This is a genomic window from Thiohalorhabdus sp. Cl-TMA, assembly GCF_041821045.1.
Taxonomy (GTDB): Bacteria; Pseudomonadota; Gammaproteobacteria; order Thiohalorhabdales; family Thiohalorhabdaceae; genus Thiohalorhabdus; species Thiohalorhabdus methylotropha.
Map to the genome: position 1 here is coordinate 243,074 of NZ_JBGUAW010000004.1, position 17,036 is coordinate 260,109.

Here is a 17,036-nt window from a genome sequence, read left to right on the forward strand (position 1 = left end):
TTCCCGTTCTTTCTGCATTCCTGTCTTCAAAAACCGGAATAACGGTTTTCCGCTCCTCCCAAAAGGGCACAACAAATCGCCCCGGCTCAAGGAGCCGGGCATCATTTGGCGCCGTAAATTGGAGCAAAGAGGGATCTTCAGGAGAAAAAGCGGGGAATTTCCTTAAATGAAAATGGAACAGGTCGGCGGGCCAACAGCACTATCCCTCCACCCCATATTGCGGATTCCGAACCTCTCCGGATTCTTCCATGGCGAAAGGAGAAGCGGCGGCCCACCTCGGCGGGTCCCGCAAAGCCTTTACGGATAGTGGGATGCCCCTTGGCCGGGACTTTACTGAGGAACTATTCCGGCAAACCCCTCCACAAAACTATATGAAGGCGTTGATTTTTCGCCTCAGGTACCACGGAGCGCCCGCCCCGCCGACGGGCGCAAGATTATTACTCGGAGGCCCAGCCATTCGCCGTAGAGCCGGACGGCACCACCAGCCGCGGTGTCTTCTCCGGGGATGTCGGTGAGGTGCTGGTACAGGGCGTTGTAATCAGCCGCCAGCTTGAGGTCGTATCTTCCCAGCGAGGGGATAGTGGGCCAGACGGGCCGCGCCTTTTCCCGCGCTTTTCTGATCTCCCTGATCTGCTCAAGGACGCTGGTCGGCCCGTTGATCCCGGCCGAATCCCGCTCGCGCGGGGCCGGTTCGGACCTCACTCCAGCAGTTTGATCACCGGCCGTCTGCGCCAGCCCCGGACCCCTGCCTTTCCAGCATTATCCACCACCTCCTGCTCCGTCCTGGTAGCGGGAGCAAAACGGGGTCCACGCCGCCGCGAATGGTCCACAGTACCCTTTCAGTCCTCGCCCTCCCCGGGAATCCGTTTCACCCAGAGCCAGATGAGCAGTCCCACAAAGGCGAACACCATGACATTCAGGAATTTGTCCATTATTCCGCCCTCCGTGGGGGTTCCTGGCGCAGGGCCCGCAAGAAGGTCACCAGCAGCAGCAGGACGATGAAGACGAAGGGGCCGGCACTCAGGGCGATGATCTGGCGGACCGCTTCGGCGCTCTCGGACAGGATCATGGCCAGGCCCAGCACACCGAGGATCACCCCCCAGGTGAGCTTGACCCGCACCCGGGGGTTGGTGTCGCCGTGGCTGGAGAACATGGCCAGCACATAGGCCGCGCTCACCACGCTGGTGATGATGAACAGGAGGGCGGCGACGATGGTGGCGATGGTGGTCAGCGGCGACAGGGGGAAGTTGTCCAACAGCAGGAAGGTGGCGCGGTTCACGTCCTCACTCACCACCTCCAGGTCCAGGCGGCCCGCCCGCCCCTGGAAGAAGCCGGCGCTGCCGAGTACCCCGAACCAGAAGATGGAGAAGGCCGTGGGCACCAGAAGCACCCCGGCCACGAACTCGCGGATGGTGCGCCCCCTGGAGATGCGGGCGATGAACACGCCGACGAAGGGCGACCATGCCAACCACCACACCATGTAGTTCAGGGTCCACTCCGCGAACCAGCCCTCCACGGACCGATCGAAAAAGGCATAGGTGCGGAACCCCTGGTGCGCCACCCGGCTCAGGTAGTTGCCGATGGAATCCACGATGGAGCCCATCAGGGTTCCCGTGGGCCCCACCAGCAGGATGTAGACCATGAGGCCGATGGTGATGGCGATGGCCGTATTGGAGAGCAGGGCCATGCCGCGGCTCAGGTCCACCGTAAGCGGGAACATATAGGCGGCGAACAGCACGGCGAACACGGCCAGCGCCAAGCCCATGCCGCCGGGCTCCATCCCCAGCATCCCGGCGAGACCGTCGGAGACCTGGAACACCCCCATGGCCACCGACCCGGCCAGGCCGATGGCGGTGGCGTAGATGCTCAGCAGATCGATCACGCCCCCGGCACCCCGGGTCCAGCGATTAGCCCCGTAGACCTGCGCCAGGGGGGCGCCCACCAGCTGCGGACCGCCCCAGCGGAAGCTGAAGTAGGCGATGACCATCCCCGTCATCCCGTATATGGCCCAGGCGTGCAGGCCCCAGTGGAAATCGGTGATGAACAGGGCGCCGTCGGAGGCCCGGGCCGGATCGAACTCCTGGCGTAGGAAGAGGAAGTGGGTTACCGGCTCAGCGGTGCCGTAGAAGAGCAGGCCCACGCCCATGCCGGCGGCGAACATCATGGTGAGCCAGCTGGGCGTGGAGAACTCCGGGCGGTCGTCATCGCCGCCGAGCCGCAGCCTGCCGTACCGGGATAGGGCCAGAGCCACCGCCGTGATGAGAAGGATGCTGGTGGTCAGCATCACGAACCAGCCCCGGCTCCGGAAAACCAGGGCCACGTGCCGCTCGGCGAGGCCGGCCAGCCCATCGGTATCGACGATGCCCCACACCGCCACTGCGGTGGTGAGCAGCAGGGCAAGCAGGGGGACGAGATTACGGGTTAGCCCCTTCAAGCCTGCTTTTCCCCCGTTTCCGCCACGGTAGGGTTCGGCACCTTGAAAAAGACGGCGTAGAGCACCGGGACGATGACCAAGGTCAGCACCGTGGCGAAGCCGAGCCCGAACATGATGGTCACCGCCATGGCGACAAAGAAGGCGTCTCCCACCAGCGGGACCATGCCGAGGATGGTGGTAAGCGCCGCCATGGACACGGGGATCAGGCGGCTGAGCCCCGCATCCACCACCGCCGGGAAGGGCGCCTTGCCGCCCCCTCGCTCGGCATCGATCTGGTCGATGAGGACCACGGCGTTCTTGATGAGCATCCCGGTAAGGCTCATTAGGCCGAGCAGGGCCATGAAGCCGAAGGGCTGGCCGAACAGCAGGAGCCCCACGGTTACGCCGATGATGGACAGGGGCACGGTGAGCCAGATCACCAGAGTCTTGCGGATGGAGTTGAACAGGATGATGACCATGAGCACCATCAAGCCGAAGAAGATGGGGATGTAGCCGGCCAGGGAGGCGTTGGCTCGGGCCGAGTCCTCCGCCTCGCCGCCCCAGGCGATGGAGTAGCCGGGCATGCCCTTCAGCGGCAGCCTGCCCATGTCCTGCACCGGGATGGTCTGCGGCCCCCACTCCGCCCGGGACACCGGATGGCCCAGTACCGCTTCCGCATCCACCCCCAGGGCCTTCTCAATGGGCGCCTTGATGCGGTTCATCATTTCGGCCGGCAGGCCCCGGTCCACGTCCGCGTGGAGCCGCAGCATGGTGGTGCGGTCGCGGCGCCAGATGTCGGTGTTCTCGAACTCAGGGCGGAAGCCGGTAACCACCTGGTCGGCGGCGATCATCTCCTCGGCCACCTCGCTCCACACCGGGATGGAGCCGAGGTTGTCGAGGTCGAAGCGCTCCGCCGAGGGCAGGCGGGCGACGATGGGCAGCAGCTCGTCCTCCTCCCGGTACACCCCCACCTGGGTACCGTCCACGGCCATCTCCATGGCCCGGCCCAGGTCGGTGCGGTCGATCCCCGCCCGGCTGGCCTGGGTCTCCGCCAGCATGGGCTTGACCACCTTGACCATGTTGCCCCATTCGTTGCGCACCCCCTTGGAGGCGGGGTCGTCCTGCATGATCCCCTGGGCCTCCTCGGCGAGCCGGCGCAGGACCCGGGGGTCCGGGCCGCTGATGCGGAGCTGGACCTTGCCGCCGGTGGAGGGTCCGAGGATGAACTGCCGGGCATTGACCACCGCATCGGGGACCTTTTCCGGCAGCTCCCGCTGGAGGCGCTGAATCATATCCGGAATCTTGCGGTAGTCGTCCACGCTCACCAGGGCCTGGGCGAAGCGCGGGTCGAGCTTCTCCACCGGGTAGGTGAGGAGGAAGCGCACCTGGCTGCCGCCCACCTGCGTGGCCACCTGGCTCACTCCTTCCTGGTCGCGCAGATACGCCTCCACCGGGCGCATACGCTCGGCGACCTCCTCGATGCGGGTGCCCTGCGGGAACCAGAAATCCACGTAGAACTGCGGCCGGGTGGAGTCGGGGAAGAAGCTCTTCGAGACCGCCCCGAAGGCGGCGAGCGCGGCCAGGAACAGGGAAAGCACCCCCAGCAGGGTAATGCCCCGGTGGCGGATGGCCAGGGTCAGGAGGCGCCGATAGCCCTGGAAGAGCCCGCCGCTGTAGGGGTCCCCGCCGCCCTGCTCGCCGCCGGACGCACCCCGCTTCAGGAAGGTTTTGCATAGCAAAGGCGTGGCGGTGACTGCGGTGACCCAGCTTAGCAGCAGGGAGATCAGCACCACCTGGAACAGGGTGCGGGTGTACTCCCCGGTGGAGTCCTGGGACGTGCCGATGGCGGCGAAGGCGAGCACGGCGATGACCGTGGCGCCGAGCAGGGGGATGCCGGTCTGGCCCACCACCTCGCGGGCGGCCTTGTCGGCGTCCTCCCCCTGGCGCATGCGTACGCGCATGCCGTCGGTGACTACGATGGCATTGTCCACGAGCATGCCCAGGGCGATGATCAGCGCCCCCAGGGAGATGCGCTGCAAGGTGATGTCCAGGAAGTCCATGAAAATGAAGGTGCCGCAGATGGTCACCAGCAGCACGGCGCCAATGATCAAGCCGCTGCGCAGCCCCATGAACAGCAGCAGGACCAGGACCACGATCACCACCGCCTCGATCAGGTTGACCAGGAACCCCCGCACGGACTCCACCACGGCATCGCTCTGCACGGCGATGGGGTGCATCTTCATGCCGATGGGCAGCTGGCCCCGAAGCTGCTCTAGGCGCTCCTTCAAGGCATTGCCCATGTTGACCACGTTGCCGCCTTCCACCGTGGAGATGCCCAGGCCGATGGCGGGCTGGCCGTCCACCCGCAGGATGGTATCCGGGGGATCCTGGTAGCCGCGCTTGATCTCCGCCACGTCGCGCAGCTGGATCAGGTTACCGCCTTCCCCGCCGCTCCGGATGAGCAGGTCGCCGAACTGCTCCTCGGAACGGAATCCCCCGGTGGGGTCCACGGCGACGAGCTCGTCGCCCACGGTCAGATTGCCGGCGGGCACGGCGATATTCTTGGCCTGCAGCGCGGCGAATATGGCCTCGGGGGAGACACCGAACCGGCTCATCTGGTCCCGCTGCATCTCCACGTAGATGGTCTCGGGGAGCGCCCCGTAAAGGGTGATGCGCTTGACGTCCTCGGCGCCTAGCAGCTCCCGCTGCAGGAACTTGGCGACTTCGTAGCGCTCCTGCGCGCTATAGCCCTTGCCGGTGAGGGCCACGTAGACCCCGTAGACATCGCCGAAATCGTCGTTGACCACGGAAGGGCCCGCTCCCGGGGGGAGGTTGCGCTGAGCGTCGTGGACCTTGCGGCGCAGCTCGTCCCAGACCTGGGGCAGGGAGGATTTGTCGTACTGGTCTTTTATGGTGGCATTGACTTCCGAGCGACCGCGGGAGGAACGAGAAGTGACGAATTTAAGCTGGCCCATCTCCTGGACGGCCCGCTCAATGACGTTGGTGACCTCCTCCTCCACCTCCCGGGCCGAGGCCCCCGGATAGGGGGTGATGACCACCGCCTCCTTGATGGTGAACTCGGGGTCCTCCAGCCAGGAGAGGTTAAAGAAGGAGCTGGCACCGACCACCACCATGAGCACGGTCAGCACCCAGACCGTGATGTTGTTGCGGAGGCTCCATTCGGCGAGGTTCATTGCAGACGCCACCCCGCGTTAAACGGCCCCTTTTGAGGCGGCGTCCCCGCCGCGACCCGCAGGGCGGCGTCATACAGACGCCGCACGGCGGCTGAACGCCCGGTCCACGTCCTAATAGTCAATTTCCTCCACCGGATTCACCTTCATCCCCTCCTCCAACTGGGTCACCCCGGCAACCGCAATGCGGTCCCCCCGCTCCAGGCCCTCCAGTACGCGGATACTGTCCGACCCAGTGAGCTCCCCCGTTTCCACCTTCCGGCGGTACACCTTGTTGGTCTTCGGATCCACCACCCACACCGAAGGGGCCCCGGACTCGGCGGCGAATACCGCCGATGCGGGAAGGACAAAGCCCTTCCTACCTGGCTGTTCCTTCTCTGCCTTGGGCCGGGCAATAAGCGAGGCGGTCATTCCGGGGAGGAGGTTGGCATTCTCCGGCTGGGGGAGCGCGAAGACGTATTCGAAGGTTTGCGTCACCGGGTCCGCCTCGGTGGCGAACTCCTTGAGGGTGACGGGGAATTCCTGCTCCGGCAGCGACTCGAACACCGCCACCATCTCCGCCCGCGGCGCCTGTCCGCGGCGGGCCACGATGCGCTCGGGGGCGTCCACCACCAGCTCGATGGTGGTGATGTCCTGGATGCTGGCCACCGGCTCCTTGGCCTGCACCTCCTGGAACTGGTCCACCATCACCCGGGCCACCACCCCCTCGAAGGGCGATCGCAGCACGGTGTCCTCCACATCCTTCCGGGCCTTTTCCAGGGCCGCCTCGGCCTTCTGCATGCGGGCCCGCGCCTGTTCGAATTCGGTTTGCGAAACGAATCCTCCCTTCACCAGCTTTCGGGCGCGCCGAAAACTGGCGCGGGCCTCCTGGTATTCCGCGCGGGCGGACTGCAAGCTGGACCGGTAACGCTGGGCGTCCAGACGGGCCACCAGGCCACCCTTACCGATGGTCTGCCCTTCTTGAACCGGCAGCTCCACCACCTGGCCGGAGACCTGAAAGGCGATATCCACCCGCTGCGCCGCCCGCACCGTTGCCGGGAACCGCCGGCTACCCGCCACCTCCGCCCCGGTGAGCACCATGGTCTTGACCGGTCGAACCGTCCGCTCCCGCTGCGCATCCTGCTCCTCCCCCCGCTCGCAGGCGCCCAAGACCGCCACCAGGACGAGGATGAGCGCGTTTACCAGGATTCTGCGGGAGTTCGCCATGGATGCCTTCTTAGCGCCCAAACCAGGAGGGTTCATTACCTGTCTGGTATCTGGCAGGCGGGGATTCACCGAAAGGTCGGGTGCCCTGACCAACGGCATAAATGACAGTGACTATCAATTATCTATAGGCACAGTTAGGCTTCCACAGCAAGGTGGTGACAACCCTACCGGTCCCAAATTCAAGAGGACTGATGCGGTTTGTGCGGTTTGCGCCCGGGGGTCACGGGGGAGGGGAAAGCATTTGGCAGCAATGCAAACAGGACAGGGAGACACCAAGCTTTACTTGGGAAAGCTTCCAGCCCGATGGCCGCTGCGCCAATCGGGCTGGAAGGGGGTCAGAACAAAGGCTCAGAATTGCCAGAGCACGGATGCGCTGATCAGCTCATTGTCCAGGTTCTTCAGCGGCCCTTCGCCCATCTCGATCCGCTCGTACTCCGCCCGGACTGAGAAATTGAGTGGCAGGTTCACCTCCGCGCCCAGGCCCCAGGCGAAGTCCGTGCCGTCGGGGGTGTTGTCGATTTCGCTCTCGAAGCCGTCCCCTTGAAGCTTGGCGTTGACGCTCCAGTCGGCCACGCCCACCTTGCCGAAGAAGTCGAAGGCATTCGCAATGGGCAGATACCCCACCAAATACCCATACCAGGCCTCGGTATCGGCCTTGAGGCGATTACCGCCCAGGTCCTCGGTCAGATTGCCCGCGGGATTGCCGAGATCCGCGTAGGCCGCCTCGATGCTGACATAGGGCGTGAAACGATAACCGAGAAAGGCCTTGTAGGCGGTATCCGACTCATCCAGGGAATAATCGATGCCGCCCACTTCTCCTTCCTGCTTGTAGCTGTACTGGCCGACACCGGCACCGAAGTAGACACCCCGCCAACCGGGGCCTACATCCTCGGCAGCCTGAGCCGTTGCGGTTCCAGCCGCCAGCAGGACACCCGTGGCGGTCGCGATGAGGCGCTTTTGGTAGCCCATTTTGGTATCCCCAAATATCTTCGAACGTGAAGAATCCTTCATACCAAAATAGGGCTTCGGGCCGGGCCCATGGGATTGGGAGGTTTGGCTACGCTGTACAGGCCACTCCCATGGGGTCCAGAGCACCAGGGCGGGCTACTTGCACGCGACCCCGACCCCATGGGGGCGTCTAAGCGGCCTGAGGCACCGCTAGCGGTCCGGAATGGTCCCGGAACCGGCTCCTTGTGGCGGGTGCAGCTTTACGAAGCTGTCAAAGGCGAGGTAGGCCAGGAGATACCAGGGGGCGGCCTCGATCTGGAGACCGTGACGCAGCGCTTGGCGCACGGCGAGTCCCGCGAAGCCCGCGGGGACCAGGATCCGGAGATCGAGCAAGCCGCGCGAAGACAGTCTTAGGCGGCGGTTCAAGTCATTCACGGCGTTGATTAGCACGCTACCGGGGCCGGCGCCCCGCTCCAATTCCGTTCCCACATCAGTGGTACCGGCCAGGAGAATGCCCAAGTCCTCCAGCACCGCTTTGATGTCGGTCAGGGCCCCGGGCTCGTGATGCACGATGAGGCTACCCGTTCTGGATCTGATCTCCACCCCGTGCGCCTTCGATGCACTCCGGAGCGTCTGCGCTATCCGCCACGTTTCCCGGCCACCGCGTAGGTTTTCCGCAACCCTCATGCGGGTTCGCCTCGGCGTGTGGTGGGCGATTCGGATTTCCTCGGCCATGCCCGCCCCCTGTTTGTCCGTCCCTGTGCTTCCGTGGTTCCGCCCGGGCTCAGAGCTGACCCTCCGGCACAAAAATGGACAGGACTCCGTTAAGGAACCGGCGCCACCAGCTCGTTTCCGGGTCGGTCTCGAATCGCTTCTTCTTCCCCTGTTCGCTAACCGTTTCCCAGACCAGCTTCGGGCGGTCGACGTCATCCCACGCCATGGTTGGGCGTGGCGGCGGCTGGTGCATTATCGGGGCATATTCGAGGTCGAGCCGGTAAGCCCCGGTGGCGAGCTGGTTCTCCACCGTGCTTAACACCTCCCCCGCAAACTCCCGGCTCTCGACAATGACCCCCAGCTCGCTGTTCAGCCGCAGGGAGCGGGGATCCAGGTTCATGGACCCGACAAAGGTTTCTTTCCGGTCGAATATGAATACCTTGGCATGCAGACTGCCGCCGGAAGGGCCCTTGGACCCTAGTGGGCCGCCCCGCTTCCTTTCCTCCGGGAGCCGGGCGGAGGGCTTTAGCTCGTAGAGCTCCACGCCGGCGCGCAGCAGCGGCACCCGGTAGCGGACATAGCCGGCGAAGGACGGAGAGTCGATGGAGGCCAGGGAGTTGGTGAGGATGCGTACGTCGACGCCTTGCTGCTCCAATTTCCTGAACAGCTCCACGCCGGATTCCCCGGGAACGAAATACGGGGAAATAATGAAGAGCTCTTGGTCCAGCCCCTCCACAATGGACCGTAGCTGCGGTCCGAGGTGGCCCGACGGGTCCTCCGGATCGGTGCCAAACTTGCTCGGGGCGTCGGAGACCACGTAAGCCTCCGCCCACAGCATCGACAGCTCGCCGCTTTTGGCCTCTTCAACGAATTCGCCACCCTGAACGGCCTCGGCATATTCGGATCGGCGGGCCTTCCGGACATGGGCGGCGAGCCGCTCGCGAAGCTCCCTCAGGTCGGCCCGGGTAGGCGGCTCCCCCTCTCCCTCCAGGACCGCTACCGGGATGGCGAACTTGCTGTTCCAGTAGGCATCGAAAGATCGGGATACCTCCCGCACCACCGGCCCCACGGTAAGGACGTCGAAATCCCGGTAGTCGTGCTCGGGCTTGGCTTCGAAGTATTCATCGGCGATGTTGCGCCCGCCGACGATTGCGGCTTGGTTATCCGCCACGAAGGCCTTGTTGTGCATGCGCCGGTTCAGGCGGCTGAACTGGGTGAGGAATTGGATGCCGAGGAAGCCCCGCTCGGCGAAGGGATTGAACATCCGCACCTGGACATTGGGGTGGAGCGCGAAGGTCTTGAGCGCCCGGTCATAGCCATATTCCGACAGGTCATCGAGCAGCAGGCGCACCCGGACACCGCGGTCGGCGGCCCGCATCAGCGCGGCCAGCACCGATCTGCCAGTGAGGTCCCCGCTCCAGATGTAGTACTGGGCGTCGAGAGTGCGTTGGGCGGCGTTGGCCAGCCCGATACGCGCCGCCAGGGCATCGGTGCCATATCGCAGGGAATGGATCCCGGAAAGGTCGCCCCCGTGGGCGGCCACCCGGGGAGCAAACAATTGCCCGAGCTTCGTGTCCCCCGTAGGCTCGACGGCCTGGGAGGGGGTACGCTCAAAATCCGTGGGCAGGGTCGCGCAGCCGGCCAGGGCCAAAAGGAGAAACAATAAAGGCACTATCCCCGGTCCCGGCGTCCTACTTCCAGGGCCCTGGCGGGTCTGTCGCCTCATTCCCGCTCTTCCTTGCAATGTCGGCAAGGGTTCATTTACGGGGCCTCCTCGGAGCGCCGGGTAGCCCAACCCAGTCCCGGTCCGTGGCCACCCTCCCGCCTAGTCCAGCCACACCATTTCCGTATGGCCGAAGCCGAGCTCATAGTTCAGCACCGAGATCACCTCCGGTGTGATGCGGATCAGGGCCATCTCGTCCATCTCGGCCAGACTTTCGTCCGACCCCAGGAGCTCGGTTATCTGGGGGAATTTCTTCAGCATCAGGTCCAGGGCTCTCTGGATTTCCGCCTCATCGTCCACCAGCTCCGCCCGGCCCCCCATGGAAAGTCCCTTGATCTTGTTCCAGTCCGCGTAGTCGCGGTCCACGGTCAGGGAAGCCCTCGAATCCTTGGCGATGTTCGCCGCCTTCTGGCTGTCCGCACCCACACCCACATACAGGGTCAGGCCGTCATTCACGTAGCCCACGGTAATGGCCTGGGGATAACCGTCGGGACGTACCGTGGCCAGGGTCAGGATGTTGTGATCGGCCAGCAGGTCGAGGATGAAGCGCTCGGTTTCTTCGTTCATTGCCCGAGCTCCAGGGTTTTGCCCGAAACAGCCACCTTGGCTCCAACGGAGCTGGGGGAAACAGGAGTCCAGAAAATTGGACTGTATATCCCGTTCCCCCCTGGGCGGCCATTAGGGCCCTTCCTCACCTTTTGGAGTAATCCGTGGTCCCTTGGAGCTGCTGGAAGGTAAGGCTGGCAGCCTCCACGGCGACGGCGATGACGAGCCCGGTGGTAATCAGCCCGAACAGGCCGATAAAAACCGCCAGCGCCCTGCCGAGGCCCGATACCGGCCGCATGTCCCCATAACCGATAGTCAGGGCGGTAATGAAACCGAAATACAGGCTGTTCCCGAATGACCAGCCTTCCCGATAGCCGGCGGCAGCCGAAAGAAGGGAGATAATCATCATCAGGCCGAGCAAGAGCGGCAATCCCTCGCCTAGCATGCCGCCCAGATTCCACAGAAACTCGACCGTGAACCTCATCCCCTCTCCTCTCGGCCGCTAAGCCAGAGCGAGCTGAGGCCGATTACCCGCTTGGCAACCGTTACCTTTTAGATCCGGCAAGAAAGGCCAACTTTCCTGAATACGCCAATACCGATCTAGAAGGTGTAGAGCGCGCTGAGCGAGGTCATCTCCAATTCCTTGTTCCCGCCCAGGTCGAACAGCTCATACTCGAGGCGCCCGGTTATGGACAGGACCTGGATGCGGGCGCCGATGCCGTAGGCCGGATCCGTGCTGGAATCGCTGCGGGAGAACCCGGGCCCGTCGATCTCGCTGTTCCAGGTGATGAACCCGGTCTTGGCGAAGACCCCGAGGGGGCCGAAGCTAACTCCGGCGACCCCGAAGCCGTCGAAGGCGGTCTGCTCGTAGGTAACCTTGTCGCCGCCCACCCTTTCCGAGGCCTTGCCGAAATCCACATAGGAGCCCTCCAGACCGAGATCCAGGAAGGGCAGCCAGCCGAAGTTGTACCCCAGGATCAGCTTGTAGGCGGAGTCGTTACCGCTCACGGTGGCCTCACCGCCACCGGGCAGGTCGGCGCTGGCCTCCAGCCGCGCGTTTCCCACGCCCGCACCGACATAGAGCCCGCTCTGTCCGCCGGCCTGTCCCGCCAGCGGCCAGCCCACCAGGACGGCGGCCCCCGTTATCAGAAGCATCTTCCGAACCGGCATTGCTGCCTCCTCTGTCTGGCTTCCATGGCCGGAGGCTGCCTACCACGCATACCCGGTGCAGACGGCCCCCTCCCGTCTGCATAAACCTCGTCCGGACGGGCCGGCAACGGAAAGCTGGCCGCAACTTGGCCGGGCTCGGTTTGGGGACGCGGACGATCCGGGCACGGCCGCACCGGCAAGGGTTCAGGAGGGCAATGGGCGGGGAAATCGGGAAAGGCGAAGGGATCAGGGCGTGGCGGTAGCGCGCCTCGACCCCGCCCGGAGCCCGGGGCACGCACCTCCCCGGTCCGCCGGGCAGGAAATCGGCCACGGAGGGCCCACGGCCCCCTCGGGCCCTAGGGCTCAGTGAAACAGATGCCCGCGGCGAAGGTGGCCCTTGCGGTTGAAATAATGGCCCTTGCGGCGGAGCAGGTAGCCCCTCTCCCCGCGCCGGGACCGCCGGGACATCCAGAAAGGCACCGCGATGGCGGATACCAGGGCCACCCCGATCGATCCGAGATAGGCGAAGCGCGGCATGCGGTTACGTGCTCTCATGGTTGATTCCCCTGTCGGTTGGAGGCGGACCGGGCATCCCGGTGCATGGTTGGTCCCGCCCGCCGTTTCCCGGGGGCGGACGCTCCGCTCCGGGTCCGTTCCCCGCATGAACAGGCATTCGGGAGAACAGTACTTTCAAGGCCTTTCTTGAATGAGAAATTGCGCCCGGCCAGGAGTTCCGGATGTAGGGGAGCATGCCTAGGAGCGGAGGCATCGCGGCAGCCGGGGAGATAGCCCCGGGAGGGAGCGAGGCTATCCGGATTGGAGGGGCGCCACCGGGTCGGCGACCCGCATCCCGCCGCCTTCCAGTACCCGGGCGGTAAGGCCGCCGTGGCCGCGGACGGCATTGTAGCCCCCCGGCCCCAGCACCTCCTCCATCCGCGAGCAGGGATGGCAAAGGCCCGTGCCCTCCAGCACCGCCTCGCCGATGCGGAACCTGCAATCCTTCAGGGCCAGCAGGTTGATGCCCCCCACCACCAGATTGCGCCGCAGAAGCGCGGGGTCCAGCGGGCTCTCCCATCCCGCCAGCGCGGCGATCACCGGTAGGTGCTCCGCCTGGATGAGGGTGACCTGGCGCTTCCCCGAGGCGGCATAGCGGTCGCCTTCCAGGCCGCTCCCGGCAACGGCGGTGACGGCCTCCGGGGCCTCCATGGCCGTGCGCCGGCCGGGCCGGATACCGATCCAGACCAGCTCGCCCCCGCGGGGAAAGGTGCTACGCAGGTGCTCCAGCGTTATGCCGGTCGGTTCTTCCATGGCGGGTAAGCTTCCCTCTCGGGCGCAAGGGGCTGTATAGCCGGGGAATCAGCCGGAAGCCACGTCCATCCGCCCGGCACGCTGCCGGGACACCGCCTGCAGGAATTGCTCCCCGAAAAGGCGCACCGCCTCCCAGTCGGTGAATTCCCAGTCCCGGCTGGTATCGGTGGGGCCGCCGGCGCGCCGGAGGATCTGGCGCATCATCCAGCGCTTCAGGCGCCCGTAGCGGGTATAGGGAACGGCCCCGGCGAAGGCCGCCCATTGTCCGGGCTGCCAGCCCTCCTCGGCAAGGAAGGCCGTCACCAGCTCCCGGACCTGGGCCTGGGACTCCGGATCGGGGCTGGCCGCTGCAGCGCTCACGGAGAAGAAGGCGCACGGCCGGGCCCGCAGCTCCTCCAGATACCTCTGTATGAAGCGTCGGATGTAGGGCTGATGGCGGGCCATGTGCACGGAGGCGCCCACCAGCACCCCCGCGTAGGGGGTCAGGGCCAGGCCGCGCGGCAGGGCATCCCCCTGGTACAGGTCCGCGTCGTGCCCAACCTCCCGGCACTGCCGGGCAAGGACTTCGGCGATCTTGCGGGTCTGGCCTTCGCCGGTTCCGTAAACGATCAGCATCCGCATCCCGTTCCCCCTCGCCGGAAGCCGGCCCGGTCAAACTGCCCCGGGCCTTCGGGCCAGGAATAGCAGAGTCCCGCGGGACCGGGAATCGGGAGGGATCCGGAAACGGGAGCAGGAACCTCAGTAGACGGGGACCAGGTGGTAGCCTTGCTCCTGGTAGCCGATCATGGACACGAATCCGTCACGCACGATCTCCAGGCCCGGAAGCAGCTTGTCGGCATCGGTTCCCGTAACCTCCAGGGCGACGTTGCACACTTCCAGACGCACGTTGTCCAGGGCGCGCAGCTTGTCGATCCCCTGCCGGACCCGCTTCAGCGCCGCTTCATGCTCGAGGGCCCGCAGGCTGTCGCTGTCCTTGGTCAGGAACTTCACGGACGGTCCGATGAAGGTGAGCACGAAGTCCGGCTCGGCGCCCTGATCGGCCAGGTTTCGGTAGGTCCCCGGGATCAGGTTCAGATACAGCCCCAGCTTCCGGGGGTCGCCGATGTCCACCAGAAAGACGCCCTTGCCTTCCGTCACGCCCTTCAGCGCGGCCGAATCGTCGTAGGCCGCCTCCGCCGGAGCCTGGACCGGCCAGCACGCCAGCAACAACAGAACCGCCAGTCCGCCCGCCCGCAGGATAGTCCGCATGCATTCCTCCTTTGTCCGACCGAATGTTCATTCGGTGCATTCATACCGGAATTCCGGACCGGAGGGAAGGACGCCGGGTCCGGGATGTCGAGCCAGCGGGAGCTGGATCGACGGCAGCTCCGAAGCCATGGGCGGACGGTGGGCGGCGCGGTATGCTTGGGGTATGCGAACGGATATCGACATGGACGCTTTGGCGAAGCGCCTGCAGGCGCGATTGGCCGAGCTGGACTCCGGCCACGACGCACGCACGGAGGCCTCGGGGACGGTGGACCTGGACCAGGCCCGTACCGGTCGGCTCACGCGCATGGACGCCCTCCAGCAGCAGGCCATGGCCCAGGCGAGCAACCGCCGCGCCCAGCTGGAGAAGCAGCGCATCCGCGGCGCCCTGCAGCGAATCGAATCGGGCGAGTACGGCTACTGCCTGCGCTGTGAGGAGCCCATAGGCGTCGGGCGTCTGGAAGCGGACCCCTCGGTCACTTTCTGCATCGAATGCGCGCGCGCCGAGGATTGAGCTTTCAGTCCGCTCCCACGGAGCAAGGGCACCGGCATGTACCGCAAGGACCTGATCCTGATGCTGCGGGATAATCCCATGGGCGTGGGCGAGCTGGCCCAGGCCCTGGGGATGCGCGGCAAGGACGTGGCGGACGAGCTGACGCACCTGCGCCAGAGCCTCCGCAACGAGCCGTACCGCCTGGAGGTAATTCCGGCCGTCTGCCGAAAGTGCGGCTTCACCTTCTCCGCCGACAAGCTCACCAAGCCCGGGAAATGCCCCGAGTGCCGGGGCACCTGGATCCACGAGCCCCGCGTGTGGATAGTGGCCGCGTGAACCGCATTGGCCGCTGCCGGCGCAAGCGGCGGAGAGGGCGAAGGCCACGCCCTCCCTCCATCTGCGCGCGGATGCCGTCCGGCTGGACGGCGCGGCCGCAGTCGATGGCCACGGTCACCCGGTAAACCGTAACCCGGTCCGCGGCATCCACCGCCAGCTCCACCACCTGGGCCACGATGCTGCCGAAGGCCCGGTAGACGGCCAGGCCCTGATGCCGTCCCTCGGGCGCCGCGCCCCAGCCGGCCCCCGGGCCGCCTCTTCCAGGACCGCGCGGTGACGCGGGGCGTCGGCCAGGTGGTCGAGGCGGAAGGCCAGCGGATCCCGTCCCGCCGCCTCGGCCAGCTCGTCCAGGAAGCATTCCACGGGGAAGGCGTTGTTGGAAGCCTCCACGGAGCGCCATGCCCCCCCGGAATCCCCGGATCCGACTCCACGCGCTCCTCGCGGTAATGGGGAAGCGCGTAGGGGACGGAAACGCCGCCCAGCGCCAAAGTGGGACCGGCGATCCGCATCCACCAGGCCGACAGCCGGCCCGCGCCGTCCAGGACGCCGCATAGCCGGGCGGCGTGGCCGGGACGGTAGAAGCCGTGCCGGGTGTCGTCCGTGGGGGTCCAGAGTACCTGCACCGGGCCGTCCAGCCGCCGCGCCACGGCCACCGCCTCGCTGACGAAATCCGTTTCCAGGCGCCGACCGAACCCTCCGCCCAGGAAGGTGGTATGCACCCGCACACGCTCCAGGGGGAGTCCAGCGGCCTCCGCCGCGGCCCGGCGCGCGGGTCTGCGCCTGGGTGCCCACCCAGACCTCGCAATGCGCCGCGTCCGCGCGGGCCGTGCAGTTCATGGGCTCCAGGGGCATGTGCGCCAGGTACCTGGTCCAGGCTGGTGGTGCAGGCATGGACCGCCTCGCCGTTCAGATGGACCAGGCAGGCACCGCACACCCGCACTCCGCAGCCGTATTTGGTCCCCTTCAATCCGAGATCATGACGGAGGACCCAGAGCAGGGGCCGCTCCGGCGCGGCCTCACAGCGGCGGGCCACGCCGTTGACGGTAAGCTCGACCCTGGCGGCGCCTCCGTGGAAAGCCCGTCCTCTTTCCACCTTGGCACCGCGGCGGCCCTTCGTCAGCGGGCGGGGCGGGATGCATCCCGCCCCGGGACTCCGTTTGGCGGAGCGCCCTTCCCCGACCTTTACCGATAGAAATAGTTCTTTTGCTGGGAATGAACGATGCCCTGGAAGAGCTCGGCATGCACCAGGGCCGCCACCAGCACCCCGAGCCAGTCCGGCCAGCCACGCATGAGGGAATGGAATTCCACTCCCGCGTAGCCCAGCAGCAACAGTACCGAGGGATAGGCCGCGGCGGCGGCGAAGAACAGGCTGCCCGTGGTCCAGCCCACGGCGGCCCGGATCTCCAGGAACAGGGGAATGCTCAACAGCAGCACCACCGGATAGGCCGCCAGGGCCCAGGCCGGTAACGGCTTGTCCGGCGCCAGGGTCGCCTCCCCGGTATCGGCCCATTCCACGGCCATGCCCGCCAGCAGCCAGACCATGAAAAAGACGGTTATCCCCGCCAGGGGGCTGACCAGAAAGGCGAAAAACGTGCGCATGGTCCCTTTCCTCCCGACTTCGGGGTTTCCATTCAAGAAAGGGGCAGCAAAAGCCGGGCCAAGCGCACAAGCGACTGAATTCCATGAATAAGCTCCGGTTTCGCCGGACGGGGGCCCCGCTTCCTGGCGCCGCCCGGCGACACCGGGCTGTCCGGAACCTTTACA

At 65.9% G+C, this 17,036-nt stretch carries 17 protein-coding genes and 2 pseudogenes; 2 read left to right on the forward strand and 17 right to left on the reverse strand.

Features of this window, described 5'->3' with window-relative positions; all coding sequences use genetic code 11:
* Positions 1–393: 393 nt before the first annotated feature.
* From ACERLL_RS07330 to ACERLL_RS07395, 14 genes are all read right to left on the reverse strand, one after another.
* The gene (locus ACERLL_RS07330) at positions 394–702 is read right to left on the reverse strand and encodes a hypothetical protein (protein ID WP_373655418.1); all 309 of its coding nucleotides are present in this window, start codon (positions 700–702) and stop codon (positions 394–396) included.
* A gap of 229 nt (positions 703–931) precedes the next feature.
* A complete protein-coding gene (locus ACERLL_RS07335) occupies positions 932–2,434 on the reverse strand; it encodes a BCCT family transporter (RefSeq protein ID WP_373655419.1) in 1,503 nt (500 codons plus the stop codon).
* Entirely contained in the window at positions 2,431–5,607 is a 3,177-nt protein-coding gene (locus ACERLL_RS07340) for an efflux RND transporter permease subunit (RefSeq protein ID WP_373655420.1), read from the reverse strand. Before ACERLL_RS07340 ends, ACERLL_RS07335 begins: the two co-directional genes overlap by 4 nt.
* Positions 5,608–5,718: 111 nt before the next feature.
* Positions 5,719–6,810, reverse strand: coding sequence for an efflux RND transporter periplasmic adaptor subunit (locus ACERLL_RS07345; RefSeq protein WP_373655421.1), 1,092 nt, complete (start codon positions 6,808–6,810; stop codon positions 5,719–5,721).
* 348 nt (positions 6,811–7,158) lie between these two features.
* Positions 7,159–7,779, reverse strand: coding sequence for a porin family protein (locus tag ACERLL_RS07350; protein WP_373655422.1), 621 nt, complete (start codon positions 7,777–7,779; stop codon positions 7,159–7,161).
* A gap of 189 nt (positions 7,780–7,968) precedes the next feature.
* The gene (locus tag ACERLL_RS07355) at positions 7,969–8,361 is read right to left on the reverse strand and encodes a hypothetical protein (protein WP_373655423.1); all 393 of its coding nucleotides are present in this window, start codon (positions 8,359–8,361) and stop codon (positions 7,969–7,971) included.
* Positions 8,362–8,542: 181 nt separating this feature from the next.
* Positions 8,543–10,135 (reverse strand): phospholipase D family protein, encoded by a 1,593-nt coding sequence (locus ACERLL_RS07360; RefSeq protein ID WP_373655424.1) that lies wholly within the window; start codon positions 10,133–10,135, stop codon positions 8,543–8,545.
* A 162-nt stretch (positions 10,136–10,297) separates the two neighbouring features.
* Positions 10,298–10,762, reverse strand: coding sequence for a pyridoxamine 5'-phosphate oxidase family protein (locus tag ACERLL_RS07365; RefSeq protein WP_373655425.1), 465 nt, complete (start codon positions 10,760–10,762; stop codon positions 10,298–10,300).
* Between the two features lie 124 nt (positions 10,763–10,886).
* Positions 10,887–11,225, reverse strand: a complete 339-nt coding sequence (locus ACERLL_RS07370) for a potassium channel family protein (protein ID WP_373655426.1) — start codon at positions 11,223–11,225, stop codon at positions 10,887–10,889.
* Between the two features lie 116 nt (positions 11,226–11,341).
* On the reverse strand, positions 11,342–11,911 hold the full coding sequence (locus ACERLL_RS07375; RefSeq protein WP_373655427.1) for an outer membrane beta-barrel protein: 570 nt from the start codon (positions 11,909–11,911) through the stop codon (positions 11,342–11,344).
* Positions 11,912–12,253: 342 nt separating this feature from the next.
* Positions 12,254–12,445 (reverse strand): hypothetical protein, encoded by a 192-nt coding sequence (locus tag ACERLL_RS07380; protein WP_373655428.1) that lies wholly within the window; start codon positions 12,443–12,445, stop codon positions 12,254–12,256.
* Between the two features lie 252 nt (positions 12,446–12,697).
* Positions 12,698–13,198 (reverse strand): MOSC domain-containing protein, encoded by a 501-nt coding sequence (locus ACERLL_RS07385; RefSeq protein ID WP_373655429.1) that lies wholly within the window; start codon positions 13,196–13,198, stop codon positions 12,698–12,700.
* Positions 13,199–13,246: 48 nt separating this feature from the next.
* Positions 13,247–13,819 carry a flavodoxin domain-containing protein gene (locus tag ACERLL_RS07390; protein ID WP_373655430.1) on the reverse strand — a complete coding sequence of 191 codons (573 nt, stop codon included), beginning with the start codon at positions 13,817–13,819 and terminating at the stop codon, positions 13,247–13,249.
* A 117-nt stretch (positions 13,820–13,936) separates the two neighbouring features.
* Entirely contained in the window at positions 13,937–14,446 is a 510-nt protein-coding gene (locus tag ACERLL_RS07395; RefSeq protein WP_373655431.1) for a DsrE family protein, read from the reverse strand.
* Between the two features lie 181 nt (positions 14,447–14,627).
* Between ACERLL_RS07395 and ACERLL_RS07400 the strand changes: the two genes are divergently transcribed.
* Positions 14,628–14,957 carry a TraR/DksA family transcriptional regulator gene (locus ACERLL_RS07400; protein WP_373655432.1) on the forward strand — a complete coding sequence of 110 codons (330 nt, stop codon included), beginning with the start codon at positions 14,628–14,630 and terminating at the stop codon, positions 14,955–14,957.
* Between the two features lie 36 nt (positions 14,958–14,993).
* Entirely contained in the window at positions 14,994–15,272 is a 279-nt protein-coding gene (locus ACERLL_RS07405; RefSeq protein WP_373655433.1) for a transcriptional regulator, read from the forward strand.
* 524 nt (positions 15,273–15,796) lie between these two features.
* Here the strand turns inward: ACERLL_RS07405 and ACERLL_RS07410 are convergent.
* From ACERLL_RS07410 to ACERLL_RS07420, 3 genes and pseudogenes are all read right to left on the reverse strand, one after another.
* A pseudogene (locus tag ACERLL_RS07410) lies at positions 15,797–16,078 on the reverse strand (molybdopterin cofactor-binding domain-containing protein); the annotation flags it as partial.
* A 125-nt stretch (positions 16,079–16,203) separates the two neighbouring features.
* A pseudogene (locus tag ACERLL_RS07415) lies at positions 16,204–16,365 on the reverse strand (hypothetical protein); the annotation flags it as partial.
* An 89-nt stretch (positions 16,366–16,454) separates the two neighbouring features.
* The gene (locus ACERLL_RS07420; RefSeq protein WP_373655434.1) at positions 16,455–16,871 is read right to left on the reverse strand and encodes a hypothetical protein; all 417 of its coding nucleotides are present in this window, start codon (positions 16,869–16,871) and stop codon (positions 16,455–16,457) included.
* Positions 16,872–17,036 lie beyond the last annotated feature (165 nt).